Raw genomic sequence first — 17,242 nt, 5'->3', positions numbered from 1 at the left:
CGCCCGTCCGCCGCGGTGCTCCGTGTCGGTGTCCCGGGCGCCGTGCTCCGAGCGGCGCCCGGGTGCCTTGTCCTGTCGTACGGGTTCGGCGTTCTGCGATCCGCCGGAGCTGCCCGCTCCGTGCCCCCGCCCGCGGTATGCCTCTGGTCATGATTGCTATGTGAGCAGAGGGGGGCCCGTGGGCATAAGCGGGGCGACCGGGGTTCACAGAATCCGCGCCGCCCCGCCCCGCGTCCTCCGGGCACCGGGGCGACGGCTGCCCACCGGGCCGACGGCTGCCCACCGGGGCGACGGCCGCACCGCCACCCCTCCGGCCCGCCGGGTGACGCCTGATCCTCGACGGACACCCGGTAGTACGCCCTACTCCGGTGCCTGGAAGCCGCCGATCCTCTGCTCGAGCAGTTCGGCCAGCCGCATCGGGGTGCGGTCCTCGAACATCGGACCGATGAGTTGCACTCCCACCGGCAGTCCCTCGGAGGACCGGTCCGCCGGTATGGCGGTGGCGGGCAGGCCGGGCATGGTGGCCAGACCGGCCCAGACGAGCTGGTCGAGGTACGGGTACTCGACGCCGTCGATGTCGATCCGGCGTTCCAGCAGATCGGGGTCGTGGTCGTGCGGGAACGCGGGAGTCGGCGTGATCGGGCACACCACGGCGTCGAACTCGGCGAAGAGCTGCCGCCAGCCGTGACGGTGGAGCTCGCGACGGTCGTTCGCCTCGATCCAGTCGCGGTGGCTGAACACCATCCCGCGCAGCCGCGCCGCGCCGAGGCTCTGGTCGTCCGCGCTCAGTCCGGCGACGCGGGTCCGGAGCTGCTCGTACGCCTCGACGGGAAAACGCGCAACGGCGCCCGAGAACAGCAACCGCATGTAGAGCGTCGCGGCTTCGGCCAGGTCGGGCAGCAGCGGAGTGTGCCGTTCGACGTGGGCGCCGCCGTCGACAAGCGCGTCGGCCACCCGGTTCACGCCGGCCCGCACAGCGGACCCGGTCGGAATGAACGGATGCTCGTCGAGGACCAGGACCCGGAAGTCGCGTAGCCGCTCGTGACGTGCGGGCGGCAGGGTCAAGTCGTGCGCCACGCCCAGCGTCAGCGGGTCCGGCCCGGCCATGACGTCGAGCAGGAGTGTGAGGTCGCGGGCGGTGCGCGCCATCGGGCCGACGACGGCGAGGTCGAGGTCGACCGGCAATGCCGGCGTGGTGGGCGGGACCATACCGCGGTTCGCCACCAGCCCGAGCGTCGGCTTGTGCGCGTAGACACCGCAGAAATGCGCGGGGGTGCGCAAGGAACCGCCGATGTCGGAGCCGATGGACAGCGAGCCGAATCCGGACGCCAGGGCCGCCGCCGATCCACCGGACGATCCGCCCGACGTGCGAGCATGATCCCACGGGTTGTTGGTGGTGCCGTAGATCTCGTTGAAGGTCTGGATATCTTGCAGCCCCAAGGGCACATTGGTCTTACCGAGCACCACCGCGCCGGCGGCCCGGAGCCGCGACACCTGTACCGCGTCCTCGGCCGGCACGAAGTCCCGGTGCATCGGCATACCCCAGGTCGTGGGCAGCCCGGCGATGTCGTAGGACTCCTTGACCGTCACCGGAATACCGAGCAGTGGCCGGTCCTCGCCTCGGGCACGCGCCTGGTCGGCGCCGCGCGCGGCGGCCCGCGCACGGTCGAAGTCCGGCACGCAGATCGCGTTGATCACCTTGTCGTCCCGCTCGATACGAGCGATCGCCTCGTCGGTCAGCTCCACCGATGTCACTTCACCGGCGCGTAAGGCGGCCGCGAGTTCTTCTGCAGTCCGTAAGTTCCAGTCCATGAATGCGACCGTACTGACCTCTGGAAGAGGCCATAAAATGCCGATTCGCACAACGGGATAGAGGTCCCAACTCATCATGTTGCTCTCTGGCCACAGCAATTCGCCCGGAGAGGAGAGGAGATACGGGGAAGCAGGGGAAGTGCGCGTGCGTTGTGCTGTCGCATGAGCCTGCGCTTCTCACTGATGGGTCCGGTACGAGCCTGGCGCGACGAGGAGGAGGTCGAACTGGGGCCACGCCAACAGCGGGCGGTGCTGGCGGCGTTGCTGCTGAACAACGGCATCCGGCTGAGCAACGACCAGCTGATCGGCATGGTCTGGGACGACCCGACGCCGAGCGCGGTGATGGCGTTGCGGACGTACATGTACAAGATCCGCAAGGCGCTTCCGGAGCTGCACCTGAAGTCCAGGGACGGCGGGTACACGGTCCGCGCGGAGATCGTCGACGAATGCCGCGGCGAGCCCTTGGAGGGCCTCCGGAGCGCCTACTTCGACGCGCAACGGGTACGGCTCGGCGACTACCGGCTCAAGGCGCGCGAGGACTGCCTCGAACGCGAGCTCGACGTGCTGGAGCTGCAGAAGCACGTCGCCGCCTTCCCGCTCAGGGAACGACCGCGCGCCGTCCTGATGCGCGCGCTCTACCTGGAGGGCAGGCAGGGCGAAGCACTTGACCACTTCCACCAGGCGCGCGCACACCTCAACGAGGAACTCGGCCTTGAACCAGGGCCGGAGCTGCGCAAGGTCCACGCGCAGATCCTCAACGGCGACCTCATCCCGCCGCGCAGGCCGGAGCAACTGCTGCCGGACCTGATCGACTTCACCGGCCGCGCCGAGGAGATCGAGCAGGCTCTGCGGACGTTGCCGGGCACCGTGGGCATCACCGGCATGCGGGGCAGCGGCAAGACCGCGCTGGCCACCCGCATCGGCCACCTCGTCAAGGATCGCTTCCCGGACGGGCAGATCTTCGTCAGGGGCAGCGACGTCGCGGGCGAGCTGTTGCGCGCGGTCGGCGTGGAGAACCCCGTCGGCGACAAAGCCGCGCTGTGGCGGGAGAAGGCGCGCGGCAAGCGGTTCCTGGTCGTGGTCGACGACGTGCGGGACGCGGCGACCGTACGCGATCTCGCCACGCCCGGCACGGCGATGATCCTCACGAGCGTAAGCCGGTTGAACGAGCTGCCGGGGGTGACCTGGGTGAAGATCGCCGGGCTGACCGAGCCGGAGGCGCGGGAGTTCTTCCGCAGGACCCTCGGCCCGGTGCGCGCGGACGCGGAGCCCGAGCAGGCCGAGGTGCTGCTGGAACGCCTTTCGCGACTGCCGAGCCCGATCAGGGTGATCGGCGGCAGGCTCAGCTCGCGTCCTCACTGGACGATCGGGATGTTTCTGCTGCAGATGGAGCGGGAGAGCAGGCTCGCCGACGCCATCCCGTCCGACTGCGCCGCGATGCTGGGCCCGATGATCGCGGCCGAGAAGGAGCTGAGCGATCCGGAACGGCACATGCTCATGTGCTTCGCGCGCCAGGACGTCGAGGTGATCGACAGCCACAAGGCGGCGGAGATGTCCGGGTCCGACCTCGGTGAGATCGAGCTGGTGCTGGAGTCGCTCGCGGGCGTGCACCTGATCGAGCCGCTCGTACTCGGCCGCTACCGGCTGCCGCGGTACGTGCGCCTTTACTTCGGGCTGCGCACACCGGCGCTGACCAGCTGATGCTGCGCGAAGCACTTGACCTGGCCCGACCAGGCGCTATATGCGGAATTTATGTGCTGACGATCTGGCGCGGCCAAGCTGGCTGACATGTCAACCAACGAACTTCAGGACAAGAAGGCACTCGTCACCGGCGCCACCTCGGGCATCGGCCGCGCGATCGCGGTCAAGCTCGCGGAGGCGGGTGCCACCGTCTACGTGACCGGGCGCAGGGCCGAGCTCGGCAAGGAGACCGTCGAGCTGATCGAGCAGGCGGGCGGGACGGGCCACTTCGTCGTCGCGGACGTCGCCAACATCGACGACGTCCGCAGGCTCGCCGAGGAGGTCGGCGAGGTGGACGTGCTCGTGAACAACGCGGGCATCTTCCCGTTCTCGACGACCCCCGAGCAGTCGCTCGACGGATACGAGCAGGTGTTCGACATCAACGTCCGTGCGTCCTACTTCCTGACGGCCGCGCTCGCGCCGGCCATGGTGGCCAAGAAGAAGGGCGCGATCGTCAACGTGTCGTCGGCCGCCGGGCAGATCGGCACCCCGGTCGGCTCCGTCTACAACGCCTCCAAGGCCGCGATGGACTCGCTGACCCGGTCGTGGGCCGTCGAGTTCGGCGCGGCGGGCGTTCGCGTCAACTCCGTGGCGCCCGGCCCGATCCGGACCGACACGGCCGTCGACACGGTGGGCGAGATGTTCGATGAGTTCAGCCAGAACACACCGCTCACCCGCGCCGGCGAACCCGAGGAGATCGCCGAGGCCGTGGTGTTCCTGGCCTCCGAGAAGGCCAGCTACATCACCGGCACGGTGCTCCTCGCCGACGGCGGCTACGTCGCGACCTGAGCCGGCACGGTGCACAGGGAGACGAGGTCGACTCGACGTGCACCGCATCGCGGGGGCGGAGGGCCGCATGGTCATGGAGACGCGGGCGCCTGGGCCCTCCGCCGCGTACGAACCGGGACCGGGCCAGGGCCGTGAAGACGGCCTCTGGCCACGTCGGTGACGCCTACATCACCACCCCGTCCACCTGCAGAGTCTGCACCGCGCCCGCCGCGAACGGCACCGCCACCGTCTTGCCGCTCAGGTGGATGTCGGAGTAGGAGCGGTAGCGGTCGCTGCCGCTGGAGGTGTGGGTGTTCCAGCGGGGGACCAGGCCGCCCGAGCCGCCGGTCACCGTGCCGAAGCGGGAGAGGTCGAAGGTCAGGGTCTGGGCCGAGGTCGACTTGTTCACCGCCACGATCACCAGGCGGCGGGACGAGGCGCTGTAGGCCGCCGCCGCGTAGTCCACGCCCGTGTCCAGGATCGTCATCCCGGGGCGGATGTGGCGGCTGAACTGGGCCATCACGTAGTACTTGGTCTGGATCGTGGTCGGCTGGAGCGTGCCCGCGTCGTAGGCGATCATCGCCCAGCCCGCCGTCGGGTCCATCACCTGCCAGTAGACCCACGCCGTGGGGTGCAGCCAGCGGAAGTCCAGGCAGAGGTTCGACGCGAGGGTGAGGCCCGTGCCGTCGCCGTCGCCCGTCTCGGAGTTCCAGAGCTTCTTGCCCGACGTCGTCACCACGTCCGTGTAGAGCAGGTCGCGTCGGCCGCCCGAGCCCTGGTAGCCGTGCACGTTGACCTGGTTGACCAGGGACTTCGTGGTCGAGTTGAAGGAGCTCCAGGTCGAGCGGGCCGTGTCGTAGTTCGTCTCGTCCGAGGCCGAGACGCGGACGCCCGTCAGCCCGCGCTTGTCCAGCTCGCTGCGCATGGAGGGGAGGACCTGGGCCTGGACCGCCGGGTCCATGTGGCAGCCCTCCTGGGTGCCCGTGGCGGTCCACCAGGTGGAGGCCGGCTCGTTGAACGGGTCGACCGTCGCGAAGTTCACGCCCCAGTTGTTCTTGGCGTAGAGGGCGACGGCGGCGAGGTGCGAGGCGTGCTGGCGGTAGTTCCAGGACTGGAGGTTGTTGCCGCCGCCGGAGGCGCCCGACGGGTTGTGGTTCAGGCACATCCACCACATGGGGGAGTTGGCGAAGAGCTCGGTCGTCGCGCCCCGGGCCACCGCCTTGGTCAGCATGGAGCGTTGCGTCGCGTCCGCCGTCCATTTCCAGGCCGAGGACGTCGGGTCCTCGTTGTTCCAGTCCTGCCAGTAGCCCTCGATCTGCTTGAAGGCGGGGATGTTGGGCGACGCGGCCATGGTGGTGCCGCCCACGCTGTTCCAGCTGCTCGCGCCGAGGTTGTAGCGGGCGATGTTCAGGCCCAGGCCCGGCAGGCTCGTGCCGTTGTACGTCACCGAGTTGGTGGTGAAGAAGATGTCGGCGAAGTCGGTCCGGGTGCCGAAGACGTTCGCCCACCAGGCGAGCGAGGTGCCCCAGCCTTCCCATGTGCCGTACGTCGTACCGGGGTTGACCGCGATCGTCGCGTCGGCGCGCGCGACGCCCGTGCCCAGGGTGCCGCCGAGGAACGCGCCGCCCGCGGCGGCCAGCAGCGCCCTGCGGCGGAAGGCGGACGGTCGACGTTCCGGGTCAGGGGTGGTGCCGGGGGTGGGGTTCGCCTGGTGTGTCTGGTCCTGACCTTCGGGACCGGGTCCGGGTCTGTGTGATGCGGTCATGTCAGCTCCGAGGGGGCGCGGCGCGGGTGCCGGGGCGACGGTGAGGTGACGCGGCGGAGCGCCCGGGGAGAGCGCACCTGCCGTCATCCGGAAGAGTCAGGGGTGGCAGGTGGTGTTGTCGAGAGGTGCGACAGCGCTTTCTCGGGTTTCTTCCAGGGTTTTTTCCAATGGTTGTGAGAAGGGGGATTGGAAGGGGGGTTGGAAGGCCCGTCAGAAGGAGGTGAAAAGCGGTCGGGCGCTGTTCGGTGTCCCGTCGCTCTGGTGAGTTGCGGGCAGGCGCCCTATCGTGCGGCCCCCGGCAAAGGAGGCGTACGCATGCGGGCTCCCGCCGTCGTCCACCACGGCACCCGGCGCCGCCGTGCCGCGTACCGCCGCCTGCTGTGGACCTCCGCCGAACTCGCCGTCACCCTAGGGGTCGTCCTGCTGCTCCTGGTCGCCCACCAGCTGTGGTGGACCAACCGGCAGGCCCGCGAGGGCGCCGAGCGCAAGGTCGAGGCGCTGGAACGGGAGTGGGGGCGGGGGGCGGGTGAGGAGAGTGGCGGTGGTGATGACGGTGGTGGCGGGTCGGGCACCGGCGCGCAGGCCACCCCCGAGCCCGAGAGCCGTGCCGACTCCGGCGGCGCCCAGGGCGGCACCGACGACGGCACCCGTACCCGGCGTTTGACCACCGGCAGCACCTCCGCCCGCCCCGACCTCAGCCAGGCCTACGCCGTCCTCACCATCCCCCGCCTCGGCCTCCGCGTCCCCGTCGCCGAGGGCGTCGGCAAGCAGAACGTGCTCAACAAGGGCTACGTCGGCCACTACCCGCGTACGGCCCAGCCGGGCCAGGCCGGGAACTTCGCCCTCGCCGGGCACCGCAACACCCACGGCGAGCCCTTCCGGTACATCAACCGGCTCCGGCGCGGGGACGAGGTACGCGTCGAGACCGGGGCGGCCGTCTACACGTACGTCGTCGACCGCACCCTGGCGCGCACCACGCCCGGCGACGGCGGTGTCCTACGGCCCGTCCCGCGCAGCGGCGTGAAGCCGTCGTACGGGTACCGCGACCCCGGCTACTACCTCACGCTCACCACCTGCACGCCCGAGTACACGTCCAAGTACCGCCTCGTCGTGTGGGGGAAGTTGCGCTCCATGCGCGTGAGATGACGGCGTCCCGCACGGACGTCCCGCAACGGCGTCCTGTATATGTGTAGGTACGTACGCGCACATGGGTACGAGTAGGGCGACCGGAGGAAGGAGCGAGCGGTGATCCGCACCTGGACCACTCTGCGTCCTGACGCTGTCCTCCTGCTCCTCCTCTTCGAGGTAGCCGTCCTCGACGCGGGCAGCCTCTCCGCCGCCGTCGCCTTCGCCGCGACCGCCGCGGCCGGTTCCGCCCTCGTCGCCTGCGCGCTGATCGCCTCGCGGTGCGCGCCCGCCGTGGCACCCACGCGGGTACGGACGGCCATCCGCGACCGTGAGCGCCGTACGGCGTTCCTGCCCCAGCGAGATCCCGACGCCCCGGGGCGTACGCGGCCCAGGGCGCCCGGACGGGTCCTCCTGACGGCCGCGTAGGGCACGCACGCCTCTTTTCCCCACTCCGGGTCCGGCACCGCCGGTCCGGTTCCCGCGTGCTCCCGCGCGGCTCGTCATGCCGAAACCCGCAGGCCGTACTGGTCATGCAGGCCGTACCGGCCACATCCGGCACGACGAGACCCACGGAGGGCTCACCCACCCATGTCCGCTGTCATCGCACTCTTCGCCGACCTGGTCGGCCGGCTCGCCGACCTGCTCCAGCCGCTCTTCCACGCCTCGGCGGCCGCTGCCGCCATCGTCCTGTTCACCGCGCTCGTACGACTCCTCGTCCACCCCCTGTCCCGGGCGGCGGCGCGCGGGCAGCGGGCGCGGGCCGCGCTCCAGCCGCAGATCGCCGAGCTGCGGAAGAAGCACGGGAAGAACCCGGAGAGGTTCCAGAAGGCACTGATGGAACTGCACGCCAAGGAGAAGGTGTCCCCGCTCTCCGGCTGCCTGCCCAGCCTGTGCCAGGCGCCGGCGTTCTTCCTGCTCTACCACCTGTTCTCGAACACGTCGATCGGCGGCGAGGCGAACGAGTTGCTCACCCACGCCCTGTTCGCCGCGCCCCTCGGTGACCGGTGGGCGGACGCGCTCCAGGGCGGCGGGGTCTTCGGGGCGGCGGGGCTCGTGTACGTGGGGCTGTTCGTGATCGTCACGGCGGTCGCCGTGTTCAACTTCCGTCGGTCGAAGCGGATGATGGCGGGCGCGTCCGCCCCGGCGGTGGGGGCCTCCGGGGAGCAGGTGCCCGGGATGGCCTCGGTCATGAAGGTCATGCCGTTCATCTCCTTCCTGACCCTCGTCAGCGTGGCGGTGGTGCCGCTGGCCGCCGCGCTGTACGTGGTGACCAGTACGACGTGGAGCGCGGTGGAGCGGGCGGTGCTGTACCGGGACATGCCGGCGCCCGCCACGGCGATGCTGTAGGGCTCCCGGAGGGCGAGGCCGGTCCAGTCCGTGAACCGGGTATTGCGGACCCAACGCCGACCTTGGAGGATCGACCAGTCCTCCGATGGCTGCACCCAGGAGATAGTGATCATGAAGCTGCTGCGAGTCGGTACGGCGGGGTCGGAGCGGCCCGCGCTGCTCGATGCCGAGGGGACCCTGCGGGATCTGTCGGGGGTGGTTCAGGACATCGACGGGGCGCTGCTCGCCGACGAGGAGGCGCTCGGCCGGATCCGTACGGCGGCCGAGTCCGGCGACCTGCCCGTGCTGGACGCCTCCGGGCTGCGCGTGGGCCCGCCGCTCGCCCGGATCGGCAAGATCGTCTGCATCGGGCTGAACTACCACGACCACGCCCGCGAGACCGGGGCCGAGCCGCCCGCCGAGCCGGTGATCTTCTTCAAGGCGGCGGACACGGTGGTCGGGCCGTACGACACGGTGCTCGTGCCGCGCGCGTCCACCAAGACCGACTGGGAGGTCGAGCTCGCGGTCGTCATCGGGCGCACCGCCCGCTACGTGGGCTCGGCCCAGGAGGCGCTCGCGCACGTCGCCGGGTACGCGGTGGCGCACGACGTCTCCGAGCGCGAGTTCCAGATCGAGCGCGGCGGCACGTGGGACAAGGGCAAGAACTGCGAGACGTTCAACCCGCTGGGGCCCTGGCTGGTGACCGCCGACGAGGTGCCCGACCCGCAGAACCTGTCGCTGAAGCTGTGGGTGAACGGCGACCTGAAGCAGAACGGCACGACCGCCGAGCAGATCTTCCCGGTCGCTGAAGTCGTCCGGTACGTCAGCCAGTTCATGACGCTGTACCCGGGTGACGTGATCAACACGGGGACGCCGGCGGGGGTGGCGATGGGCGAGCCAGAGCCCAAGCCGTATCTGCGGGCCGGGGATGTGGTGGAGCTGGAGATCGAGGGACTCGGACGGCAGCGGCAGGAGTTCAAAGACGCCTGAGGGGGTGGGGGGCTGCGGTTGTCGAGCGGCTGCGGGTTGTTCGTGGCTGGTCGCGCAGTTCCCCGCGCCCCTTACGGGGCGCTCTCCAGTATTGCCAGGAGCCTTTCCAGGGCCTCCACCACCATGGCGTGGTCCTCCAGTTGGGGCAGGCCGGACACGACCACCGTGCCGATCACTCCCGCGCCCGTGACGCGGATCGGGAAGGCGCCGCCGTGGGCCGCGTGCGTGGTCGGGTCGAGGCGGGAGGAGTCCTCGAACGTCGTGCCCCTGTCGCGGTAGCGGGTGCCGACCAGCAGTGAGGAGTGGCCGTAGTGCTCGACGACGCGGCGCTTGCGGTCGATCCACGCGTCGTTCTCCGGGGTGGAGCCGTCGAGCGCCGCGTGGAAGAGCTGCTGGTGGCCGCGTCGGATGTCGATGGCCACGGGTGCGTTGCGCGCCTGGGCCACCTCCACCAGGCGCGTGCCCAGCGTCCAGGCGTCCTCGTAGGTGAAGCGGGGAAGCGTCAGACGGCGCTCCTGCTTCTCCAGTTCGGCGACGGTCGGGGCCGTTGCCGGGGCCGTTGCCGGGGCCGTTGCCGGAGTCGTTGCCGGAGTCGTGTCGCGCTCGCTCACAGCGACACCACCACACCCTCCGCGGCCGAACGGCGGGCTCCTTCCAGCACGTCGAGCGCGGCCGCCGCCTCGTACGCCGTCACCGGATTCGGCGCGCCCTCGCGCAACGCCGCCGCCACCGCCCGGTAGTACGCCGGATAATCACCCGGCAGCGTCGCCACCGGCCGTCCGCCGCCCGTCACCGGAGACTCGCCGGAGCCGATCCGGCCCCACGCCGACTCGGGCTCCACACCCCACTCCGCCTCGGCTGTCGGGCGCTCGCCCTCGCGCAGGGCCGCCTCCTGGGGGTCGAGGCCGTACTTCACGTAACCCGCCTTCGAGCCCAGCACCCGGAAGCGCGGGCCGAGTTGGGCCGCCGTCGCGGAGGCGTACAGATGGGTGCGGACGCCGCTCGCGTGGGTGACGGCGATGAACGTGTCGTCGTCCGCCTCGGCACCGTCACGGCGGACGTCCGACTCCGCGTACACCTGGGTGGCCGGGCCGAAGAGGACCAGCGCCTGGTCGACCACGTGACTGCCCAGGTCGTACAGCAGACCTCCGATCTCTTCCGGAGCGCCGGACTCGCGCCAGCCGCCCTTGAGTTGCGGGCGCCAGCGCTCGAAACGGGACTCGAAGCGCCATACGTCACCCAGCTCGCCGTCGGCGACGAGCCCCCGGAGGGTCAGGAAGTCGTTGTCCCAGCGGCGGTTCTGGAAGACGGAGAGGAACAGGCCGCGCTCGTCGGCGAGGGTGGCCAGCGCGCGGGCCTCGTCCGCCGTGCCCGCGAGGGGCTTGTCGACCACGACCGCGAGGCCCGCTTCGAGGGCGGCTGTCGCCACGGGGACGTGCGTCTTGTTCGGGGACGCGACAACGACCAGGTCCAGCTCGCCGGCCCGGTCCCACAGCTCGTCGGGCGAGTCCGCGAACCGTACGTCCGGGAGCTCGGCGCGCGCCTGCTCCCGCCGCTCGGGACTCCTGGTGACCACCGTGTCGAGGACCAGGCCCTCGGTGGCGGCGATCAGCGGGGCGTGGAAGACGGAGCCCGCGAGGCCGTAACCGACCAGGGCCACGCGGAGGGGAGCGCCGGGGGCGGAGGCTGTGCCAGTCGTCATGCCTTCCACTTAAGCAACGCTGTTGCCAAAGTGCAAGCGGTGAGGAGAATGGGGGCGTGAGCAGGGCTGAGGGTGTGCCGGGCGAGGGTGGCGGCGTAGGTGTGAGTGCGGGCTTGGGCGCGGGTGTGAGCGTCAAGTCGCGGGGCGGGTCGTACGGCGGGTCGTACGGCGGGTCGTACGGCGGCGCCAATCTCGTCGCGCTGCGCGGTCACAACGCCGCGTTGGTGCTCGATCTGCTCCGTACGGCCGGGGAGTCCGGGATCAGCCGGCTGGAGCTCGCCGAGCGGACCGGGCTCACCCCACAGGCCGTCAGCAAGATCACCGCCCGGCTCCGTACCGACGGTCTCGCGGCGGAGGCGGGACGGCGGGCCTCCACCGGCGGCAAGCCGCGCACGGTGCTGCGCCTGGTGCCGGACGCCGGCCACGCGGTGGGCCTGCACCTCGACCGGGACGCGCTCACCGCGGTGCTCTGCGATCTGGCGGGGACCGTGGTGGCGGAGCGGCGGGCGCCGCTGGACCTGGGCGCCGGGGCGCAGACGGTCGTCGAGTCGGCGGCCCGGCAGGTGGAGGCCCTGGAGGGAGGGGGCGGTGGCGGTGGCGGGCGACTGTCCGTGCTCGGTGTCGGTGTCGCGTTGCCCGGGCCGCTCGATCACGCGCGGGGAGTGCTGCGCCGGGTCACCGGCTTCCCGGAGTGGGACGGGTTTCCGCTGCGTGACGTCCTGGCGCGGCGGCTGGGGACGACGGTCGTCGTGGACAAGGACACCAACGCGGCCGCGCTCGGCATGGCGGTCGGGGGCGTGGCCGGAAGCGGGGCGGGAAGCGGGGAGGGGGCCGTGACTGGCGCCAGGGCCCGGTCCTTCGCGTACCTGCACTTCGGTGCGGGGCTCGGCGGTGGGCTGGTGATCGGCGGTGCCGTCCACCGGGGGGCCCGCACCGGTGCGGGGGAGTTCGGGCACCAGGTCATCCAAATGGACGGACCGCCCTGCGACTGCGGCAGCCGCGGCTGCGTCGAGGCGCTGTGCCTGGCCGCCGTGGCGCGCGGCGACATCGAGGAGGCGGCGCGCGTGCTCGGCACCGGAGCCGCCAACCTGGCCGCACTGCTCGACGTCGACCTCGTCCTGCTCGGCGGCCGCACCGTGGCCGCCGACCCGGAGCGTTTCGTGCACGGGGTCACGGCCGTCCTCGACGAACGGGCCCGGCGTGTGGGTGACGACACGGTGCCGGTGCGGATCGCTCCCGGCGGGGGGCGCGAGGTCGCCGAGGGAGCCGCCCAGTTGCTGCTGGCGCCGCTGTTCGGGCGGGCGGACGGCTGAGGCCTGAGGTCCGCTCCGCTGATCGGGGGGAATCGCGGTGCCGTTCGGGGGCGGGTACGGCGCGGCGGGGTTCGTGGCGGCGGGTGGGTGGCAGGGCCATGTGATGATGCGACCTTTTATGCGACCACTTACGGGGCTGACCCTCACCTTCGTCACCGCGGCCGCCCTCACCGGCGGCTCCATACGGCACGCCACCGCCGCGTCCGCCGCCATGACGACGGCGCCCGCCGATCCACCCCGCCCCACCTGTACCACCACCGACCCCGGCTCCTTCCCCGTCCGCACCCGCATCCACGGCGGCCCGGACAGCTACGACGCGGGCGGCGGGTACGGCACGTGGTCCCTGGAGCTCACCAACACCACCTCCCGCACCTGCGGGAACATCCACCCCGTGATCGTCCTCGTCGACGAGAAACGCGTGCTGCGCCCGGCCCAGCCGCGCCTTGAGTTCTACGCCGGCGCCCAGCCCCACCCCGTCACCTTCGAGCGGACCGACGCGGACGAACTCGTCGGCGTCCTCGACCACGACGGCTTCCCCGGATTCACCGTCCGCCCGGGCCGCACCCTCACTGTGAGACTCCGCCTCTCCGTCACCTCCGAGGCCAGGCCCAACGACGTCGTGGCGAACGCGGCCGTCGTCCAGCGGAGGGGCGACGACGGCGAGTGGGTGGGCGAGTCGAACGACTACCCCTTCCAGATCGTCGACAGCGGCGGGGGCGCCAGCCGGAGGGGAGAGCGCAAGGGGGACCGTAAGGGGGATCGCAAAGGGGACGAGGGCGGCGGTGGAAAGGAAGAAGCCAACGGGCACGACACCGCCCGCGATCAAGCCACCGGCACCGGCACCGGCACTGACCCCGGCACCGACCCCGCTCCCGATCAGGGCCAAGGCGACGGCACCGGCACCGACGGGAACCAAAGCGACGGCACCGGCACCGACGGGAATCAGAGCGACGGGAATCAGAGCGACGGGAATCAGAGCGACGGGAATCAGAGCGACAGCACCGGCACCACCGTACGCAAGGAGCCCCCGACGCTCGCTGACGAGCTCGCGCGCACCGGGGCGAGCCAAATGCCGTACGTCATCGTGGGGTTGCTGCTCGCCACCGGCACCCTGCTGGTCACCCTCGCCCGCCGGAGGTCCCGCTGAGTCCCGGTCGCCGATCCAGTCGCTGATCCACCAGGCAAGATCGCCTCTCCTGTTTTCGGCCACCGCGTCCTAGGGTGGGGGCCGTCGGTACAGAGACGTCCGGCGCCCCAGCACGCATCGCGGACGTACGGCAGGAGATCGCACATGCCAGAGCGCAAGCCCATCGAGTCGTGGCTCACCGACATGGACGGTGTGTTGATTCACGAGGGCGTGCCGATCCCGGGCGCCGACGCCTTCATCAAGAAGCTGCGGGAGTCCGGCAAGCCGTTCCTCGTGCTCACCAACAACTCCATCTACACGCCCCGCGACCTGCACGCGAGGCTGTCCCGCATGGGCCTGGACGTCCCCGTGGCGAACATCTGGACCTCGGCCCTCGCCACCGCGCAGTTCCTCGACGACCAGCGCCCCGGCGGCACGGCCTACGTGATCGGCGAGGCGGGCCTGACCACCGCGCTGCACGACATCGGGTACGTGCTGACGGACCACGAACCCGACTACGTCGTCCTCGGGGAGACCCGCACGTACTCCTTCGAGGCCATGACCAAGGCCGTGCGGCTGATCAAGGCCGGGGCGCGCTTCATCGCGACCAACCCCGACGAGACCGGCCCGTCCACCGAGGGCCCGCTGCCCGCCACCGGAGCGATCGCCGCGCTCATCACCAAGGCCACCGGCAGCAAGCCCTACTTCGCGGGCAAGCCGAACCCGCTGATGATGCGGACCGGGCTCAACACGATCGGTGCGCACTCCGAGACCAGCGCGATGATCGGCGACCGCATGGACACCGACGTCCTGGCCGGCATGGAGGCGGGGATGCAGACCTTCCTGGTGCTGACCGGTCTGACGCGGCCGGACGAGGTGGAGGACTTCCCCTACCGCCCCTCCAAGGTCGTCGACTCGATCGCGGACCTGGTCGACCGCGTCTGACACCCTCCCGGCCCCCGGCACACACCGACACCCTCCGGCACCGACGGAAGGGAACCCCTGGCCCACACCGAAAGGAACCCTCACACCGAAAGGAACCCCTGCCACCGCCGCAAACCTCCCTCCACCCGAACGCACCAGCCGCGCCCCTGCCCGGATGCGCGTGAGGGGCCGGAGAGAGACTCTCCAGATGTCTGGAGGTTCACGATGGGTTCAGTGCGACTCACATTCTGTTGCGGGGCGGTGGTCGCGGCCGCGCTGACGCCGACGGCATCTCCGCCGGCGCACGCGGCCGGGGGCGGATTCTCGGTGACGCCGTCGCGCCCGGTACCCGGCAGCGACGTCCAGCTGCGCGCCCAGGGGTGCTCGGGGCGGACCGGCACCGCCTCGTCGCGGGCGTTCGTCGCGGAGGCCGTGCTCACCGGCAAGGGTGGCGCGCTCGTCGGCGAGACCCGCGTCCGTTCCTCGATCGGGCCGGGAACGTACCGCGTCGGGGTCAGCTGCGACGGCGTCGAGGACAAGGTCAGGGCCGTGCTCACGGTCGACTCGAAGGCGGGCGGGCGCGAGCCGTCCGCCGCCACGACGACGCCCACGACGCCCACGACGCCCCCGGCTCCCGCTGCCCCGGTGGCCCCCGTCTCCCCGTTTGTCTCCCCCTTCGCCCCCGTGCGCGCCGGTGGCGGCGGGACCGCGCGCACCATGGCCGGTGAGGGCGAGGAGCCGAACGCCCGGGACGAGGGCCCGGGCACCCGTCAGGCCCTGGTCGGCCTCGTCCTGGCGGGTGTCGCCGGGCTGGTCGTCGTCCTCCGCGGCCTCCGCGGAGGACGCGGCACGGAGTGACGGGGATGTCCGAAGGGGACCGCGACCACTCCACCGGCAGCGGCCGCCTCGTCACCGGTGCCGCCTGGGCCGCGCTGCTGCTCGGCCTGTGGCTGTGGGGCACGGAGGTGACCGACGTACGGCACGGGCTCTCGGTACCGGCCACGGGGGACATGGCGGCGGTCGGGCGGCCCGCCGCAGCCGAACTGCCGCCCGCGGCCGCCCCGTTGAAGGACGCCCGGCCGCGGCGCATCGACATCCCGTCCCTGCGCGTACAGGCGCCGGTCATGCCCCGCGGGCTGGACGACCGGGGCGGGATCGACCCACCGCCCTATGCCCGCTCGGGCGTTGTCGGCTGGTACGCGGCCGGCGCGCGCCCCGGTGCCGCCGGAGCCGCGCTGTTCGTGGGCCACGTCGACACCGAGGACCGGCCCGCCGTCTTCCACGGGCTCGGCGCGATGCGGACCGGCGAGACGGTCCGGGTGTTCCGCGACGACGGGACGGTCGCCGAGTTCACCGTGGACGACGTCCAGGTCGTCGGCCGGGACCGGTTCGACGCCCGACAGGCGTACGGCGTACGGCAGTCGGGGCGGGCCGAGTTGCGGCTGATCACCTGCGGCGGCACCTTCGACCGCGCCAGCGGCACCTACACGGCGAACGTGATCGTGTCCGCGTACCTCACCGGCACGGGACCGTGAGCAGACCACCTGGAACCACCTGGATCCTGAACCACCTTGGCCCGGTCGGCGGCCCGCTCCCCCCGGGGAGCCGCCGACCGGGCCGGTCCTCGACCGCGTGCGCCCGGGCTGCGGGAGTAACCCGGCACAGACGCGGGAGGCCTCTGGGTCGATCCGGACATCGCACGGCAACTCTAGAACGGATGGAAGCCCGGGCCTAGAGGTCGTTTGACGCCAAGTCGCCCACCGGTGGCTCTCGGTGATGCGCGCAGGTGGCACGCAGGTGGCGGGTCCCGCCCGCAGTTCGGGGAAGGTCTCAGGAAAGGCCCGACGGTCTGTCGCGCAGAGGCGCCGCCTCCGGCCGGTCCTCGATCACCGCCGTCGCGACGAGGTCCAGCGGCAGCCGATGGCGGCGCGCGTACTGGCGCAACGCCGCGAACGCCTCGTCCACACCGGTCCGCCAGCGCTCGGCGAGCATGCCCTTCGCCTGCTCGACACGGACCCGGCTGGACAGGGCCGTCTGTAACTGGGCGGCCAGGGTGCGGTACTGGGAGTGGGCGCGGTGGTTGGCGAGCCCGACCGCCGCCGCGTCCGCGATGAGCTGCGCCAGCTGCACGGCGAACTCGGCCTGCGGGGAAGGCGGTTCGGGGAGGGCGGGAACGAAGACGTTGAGCGCGCCGAGCGTTCTCTCGCCCCGGCGCAGGGGCACCGCGAAGGTGGCCGTCACGTTGTGGGACAGCGCCCGCTCGGTGAACTCCGGCCAGCGGGCGGCGGCGTGGGCGCCGAGGAGGGAGACCGGCGCCACCGGTTTGCCGCTGCCGTGGGTGTCGAGGCAGGGGCCGCTGTGGCTCTGCGCGCGCAGCAGGTCGAGCGCCACGTCCTCGTGGAGGGTGCTCGCGGCGAACGACACCGTCTCGTCGCCCTCGACCAGCATGATGCCGGCCGCGCGGGCGCCTGACAGGGCGACGCAGTGGTCGGAGAGACGCCGCAGATAGAGCCCGGTGTCGAAGCCGTCGGAGAGGGTGTCGGCCGCCTCCAGCAGGGCCGCCGCCAGCCGGATCTCGCGGATCCCCTCATGGCTTTCCCCGTTGCTCCGGTACTCCTCCAGGCCGTCGTGATGCATGACTGAGCTGC

16 protein-coding genes are annotated in these 17,242 nt (G+C 71.6%); 11 read left to right on the top strand and 5 right to left on the bottom strand.

From position 1 onward, the window contains the following. Nucleotides 1-360: 360 nt before the first annotated feature. The gene (locus AB0959_RS41015; protein ID WP_366831914.1) at nucleotides 361-1,812 is read right to left on the bottom strand and encodes an amidase; all 1,452 of its coding nucleotides are present in this window, start codon (nucleotides 1,810-1,812) and stop codon (nucleotides 361-363) included. A 162-nt stretch (nucleotides 1,813-1,974) separates the two neighbouring features. On the opposite strand from AB0959_RS41015, the gene AB0959_RS41010 reads away from it, so the two are divergent. Beyond that, nucleotides 1,975-3,513 (top strand): BTAD domain-containing putative transcriptional regulator, encoded by a 1,539-nt coding sequence (locus tag AB0959_RS41010; RefSeq protein WP_366831913.1) that lies wholly within the window; start codon nucleotides 1,975-1,977, stop codon nucleotides 3,511-3,513. An 87-nt stretch (nucleotides 3,514-3,600) separates the two neighbouring features. After that, a complete protein-coding gene (locus tag AB0959_RS41005) occupies nucleotides 3,601-4,341 on the top strand; it encodes an SDR family oxidoreductase (RefSeq protein WP_366831912.1) in 741 nt (246 codons plus the stop codon). 163 nt (nucleotides 4,342-4,504) lie between these two features. Here the strand turns inward: AB0959_RS41005 and AB0959_RS41000 are convergent, their stop codons facing one another. Continuing rightward, nucleotides 4,505-6,085 (bottom strand): glycoside hydrolase, encoded by a 1,581-nt coding sequence (locus tag AB0959_RS41000; protein WP_366831911.1) that lies wholly within the window; start codon nucleotides 6,083-6,085, stop codon nucleotides 4,505-4,507. A 315-nt stretch (nucleotides 6,086-6,400) separates the two neighbouring features. Between AB0959_RS41000 and AB0959_RS40995 the strand changes: the two genes are divergently transcribed. The 4 genes from AB0959_RS40995 (at nucleotide 6,401) to AB0959_RS40980 (ending at nucleotide 9,529) form a co-directional block, all read left to right on the top strand. After that, a complete protein-coding gene (locus tag AB0959_RS40995) occupies nucleotides 6,401-7,231 on the top strand; it encodes a class E sortase (protein WP_366831910.1) in 831 nt (276 codons plus the stop codon). Nucleotides 7,232-7,330: 99 nt separating this feature from the next. Then, on the top strand, nucleotides 7,331-7,639 hold the full coding sequence (locus AB0959_RS40990; RefSeq protein ID WP_366831909.1) for a DUF6412 domain-containing protein: 309 nt from the start codon (nucleotides 7,331-7,333) through the stop codon (nucleotides 7,637-7,639). 162 nt (nucleotides 7,640-7,801) lie between these two features. Continuing rightward, a complete protein-coding gene (gene yidC / locus AB0959_RS40985) occupies nucleotides 7,802-8,560 on the top strand; it encodes a membrane protein insertase YidC (protein ID WP_366831908.1) in 759 nt (252 codons plus the stop codon). A gap of 111 nt (nucleotides 8,561-8,671) precedes the next feature. Next, nucleotides 8,672-9,529 carry a fumarylacetoacetate hydrolase family protein gene (locus AB0959_RS40980; RefSeq protein ID WP_366831907.1) on the top strand — a complete coding sequence of 286 codons (858 nt, stop codon included), beginning with the start codon at nucleotides 8,672-8,674 and terminating at the stop codon, nucleotides 9,527-9,529. A 71-nt stretch (nucleotides 9,530-9,600) separates the two neighbouring features. Here the strand turns inward: AB0959_RS40980 and AB0959_RS40975 are convergent, their stop codons facing one another. After that, nucleotides 9,601-10,056, bottom strand: coding sequence for a heme-degrading domain-containing protein (locus AB0959_RS40975; protein ID WP_366831964.1), 456 nt, complete (start codon nucleotides 10,054-10,056; stop codon nucleotides 9,601-9,603). Nucleotides 10,057-10,136: 80 nt separating this feature from the next. Next, complete coding sequence (locus tag AB0959_RS40970) at nucleotides 10,137-11,231, bottom strand: Gfo/Idh/MocA family oxidoreductase (protein WP_366831906.1); 1,095 nt, start codon at nucleotides 11,229-11,231, stop codon at nucleotides 10,137-10,139. A 125-nt stretch (nucleotides 11,232-11,356) separates the two neighbouring features. Here AB0959_RS40970 and AB0959_RS40965 point away from each other — a divergent pair, with 125 nt between their 5' ends. The 5 genes from AB0959_RS40965 to AB0959_RS40945 all read left to right on the top strand — a co-directional run bounded on the left by AB0959_RS40965 (nucleotide 11,357) and on the right by AB0959_RS40945 (nucleotide 16,129). After that, nucleotides 11,357-12,544: an ROK family transcriptional regulator gene (locus AB0959_RS40965; protein WP_366831963.1), complete on the top strand. Its 1,188-nt coding sequence runs from the start codon at nucleotides 11,357-11,359 to the stop codon at nucleotides 12,542-12,544. Nucleotides 12,545-12,662: 118 nt separating this feature from the next. Beyond that, nucleotides 12,663-13,691: an LPXTG cell wall anchor domain-containing protein gene (locus AB0959_RS40960; RefSeq protein WP_366831905.1), complete on the top strand. Its 1,029-nt coding sequence runs from the start codon at nucleotides 12,663-12,665 to the stop codon at nucleotides 13,689-13,691. Nucleotides 13,692-13,835: 144 nt separating this feature from the next. Further along, nucleotides 13,836-14,615, top strand: coding sequence for an HAD-IIA family hydrolase (locus tag AB0959_RS40955; RefSeq protein ID WP_366831904.1), 780 nt, complete (start codon nucleotides 13,836-13,838; stop codon nucleotides 14,613-14,615). 204 nt (nucleotides 14,616-14,819) lie between these two features. After that, nucleotides 14,820-15,452, top strand: a complete 633-nt coding sequence (locus tag AB0959_RS40950; protein WP_366831903.1) for a hypothetical protein — start codon at nucleotides 14,820-14,822, stop codon at nucleotides 15,450-15,452. Nucleotides 15,453-15,457: 5 nt separating this feature from the next. Continuing rightward, the gene (locus AB0959_RS40945; protein WP_366831902.1) at nucleotides 15,458-16,129 is read left to right on the top strand and encodes a class F sortase; all 672 of its coding nucleotides are present in this window, start codon (nucleotides 15,458-15,460) and stop codon (nucleotides 16,127-16,129) included. A gap of 295 nt (nucleotides 16,130-16,424) precedes the next feature. On the opposite strand, the gene AB0959_RS40940 is transcribed toward AB0959_RS40945, so the two are convergent. Then, nucleotides 16,425-17,231: a GAF and ANTAR domain-containing protein gene (locus tag AB0959_RS40940; protein ID WP_366831901.1), complete on the bottom strand. Its 807-nt coding sequence runs from the start codon at nucleotides 17,229-17,231 to the stop codon at nucleotides 16,425-16,427. Nucleotides 17,232-17,242: the final 11 nt, after the last annotated feature.

It is taken from the genome of Streptomyces sp. NPDC046862 (assembly GCF_040704615.1).
In the GTDB taxonomy this organism is placed as follows: Bacteria; Actinomycetota; Actinomycetes; order Streptomycetales; family Streptomycetaceae; genus Streptomyces.
Note: the sequence above shows the minus strand (reverse complement) of the source record. Positions and strands in the feature narration are given on the sequence as shown.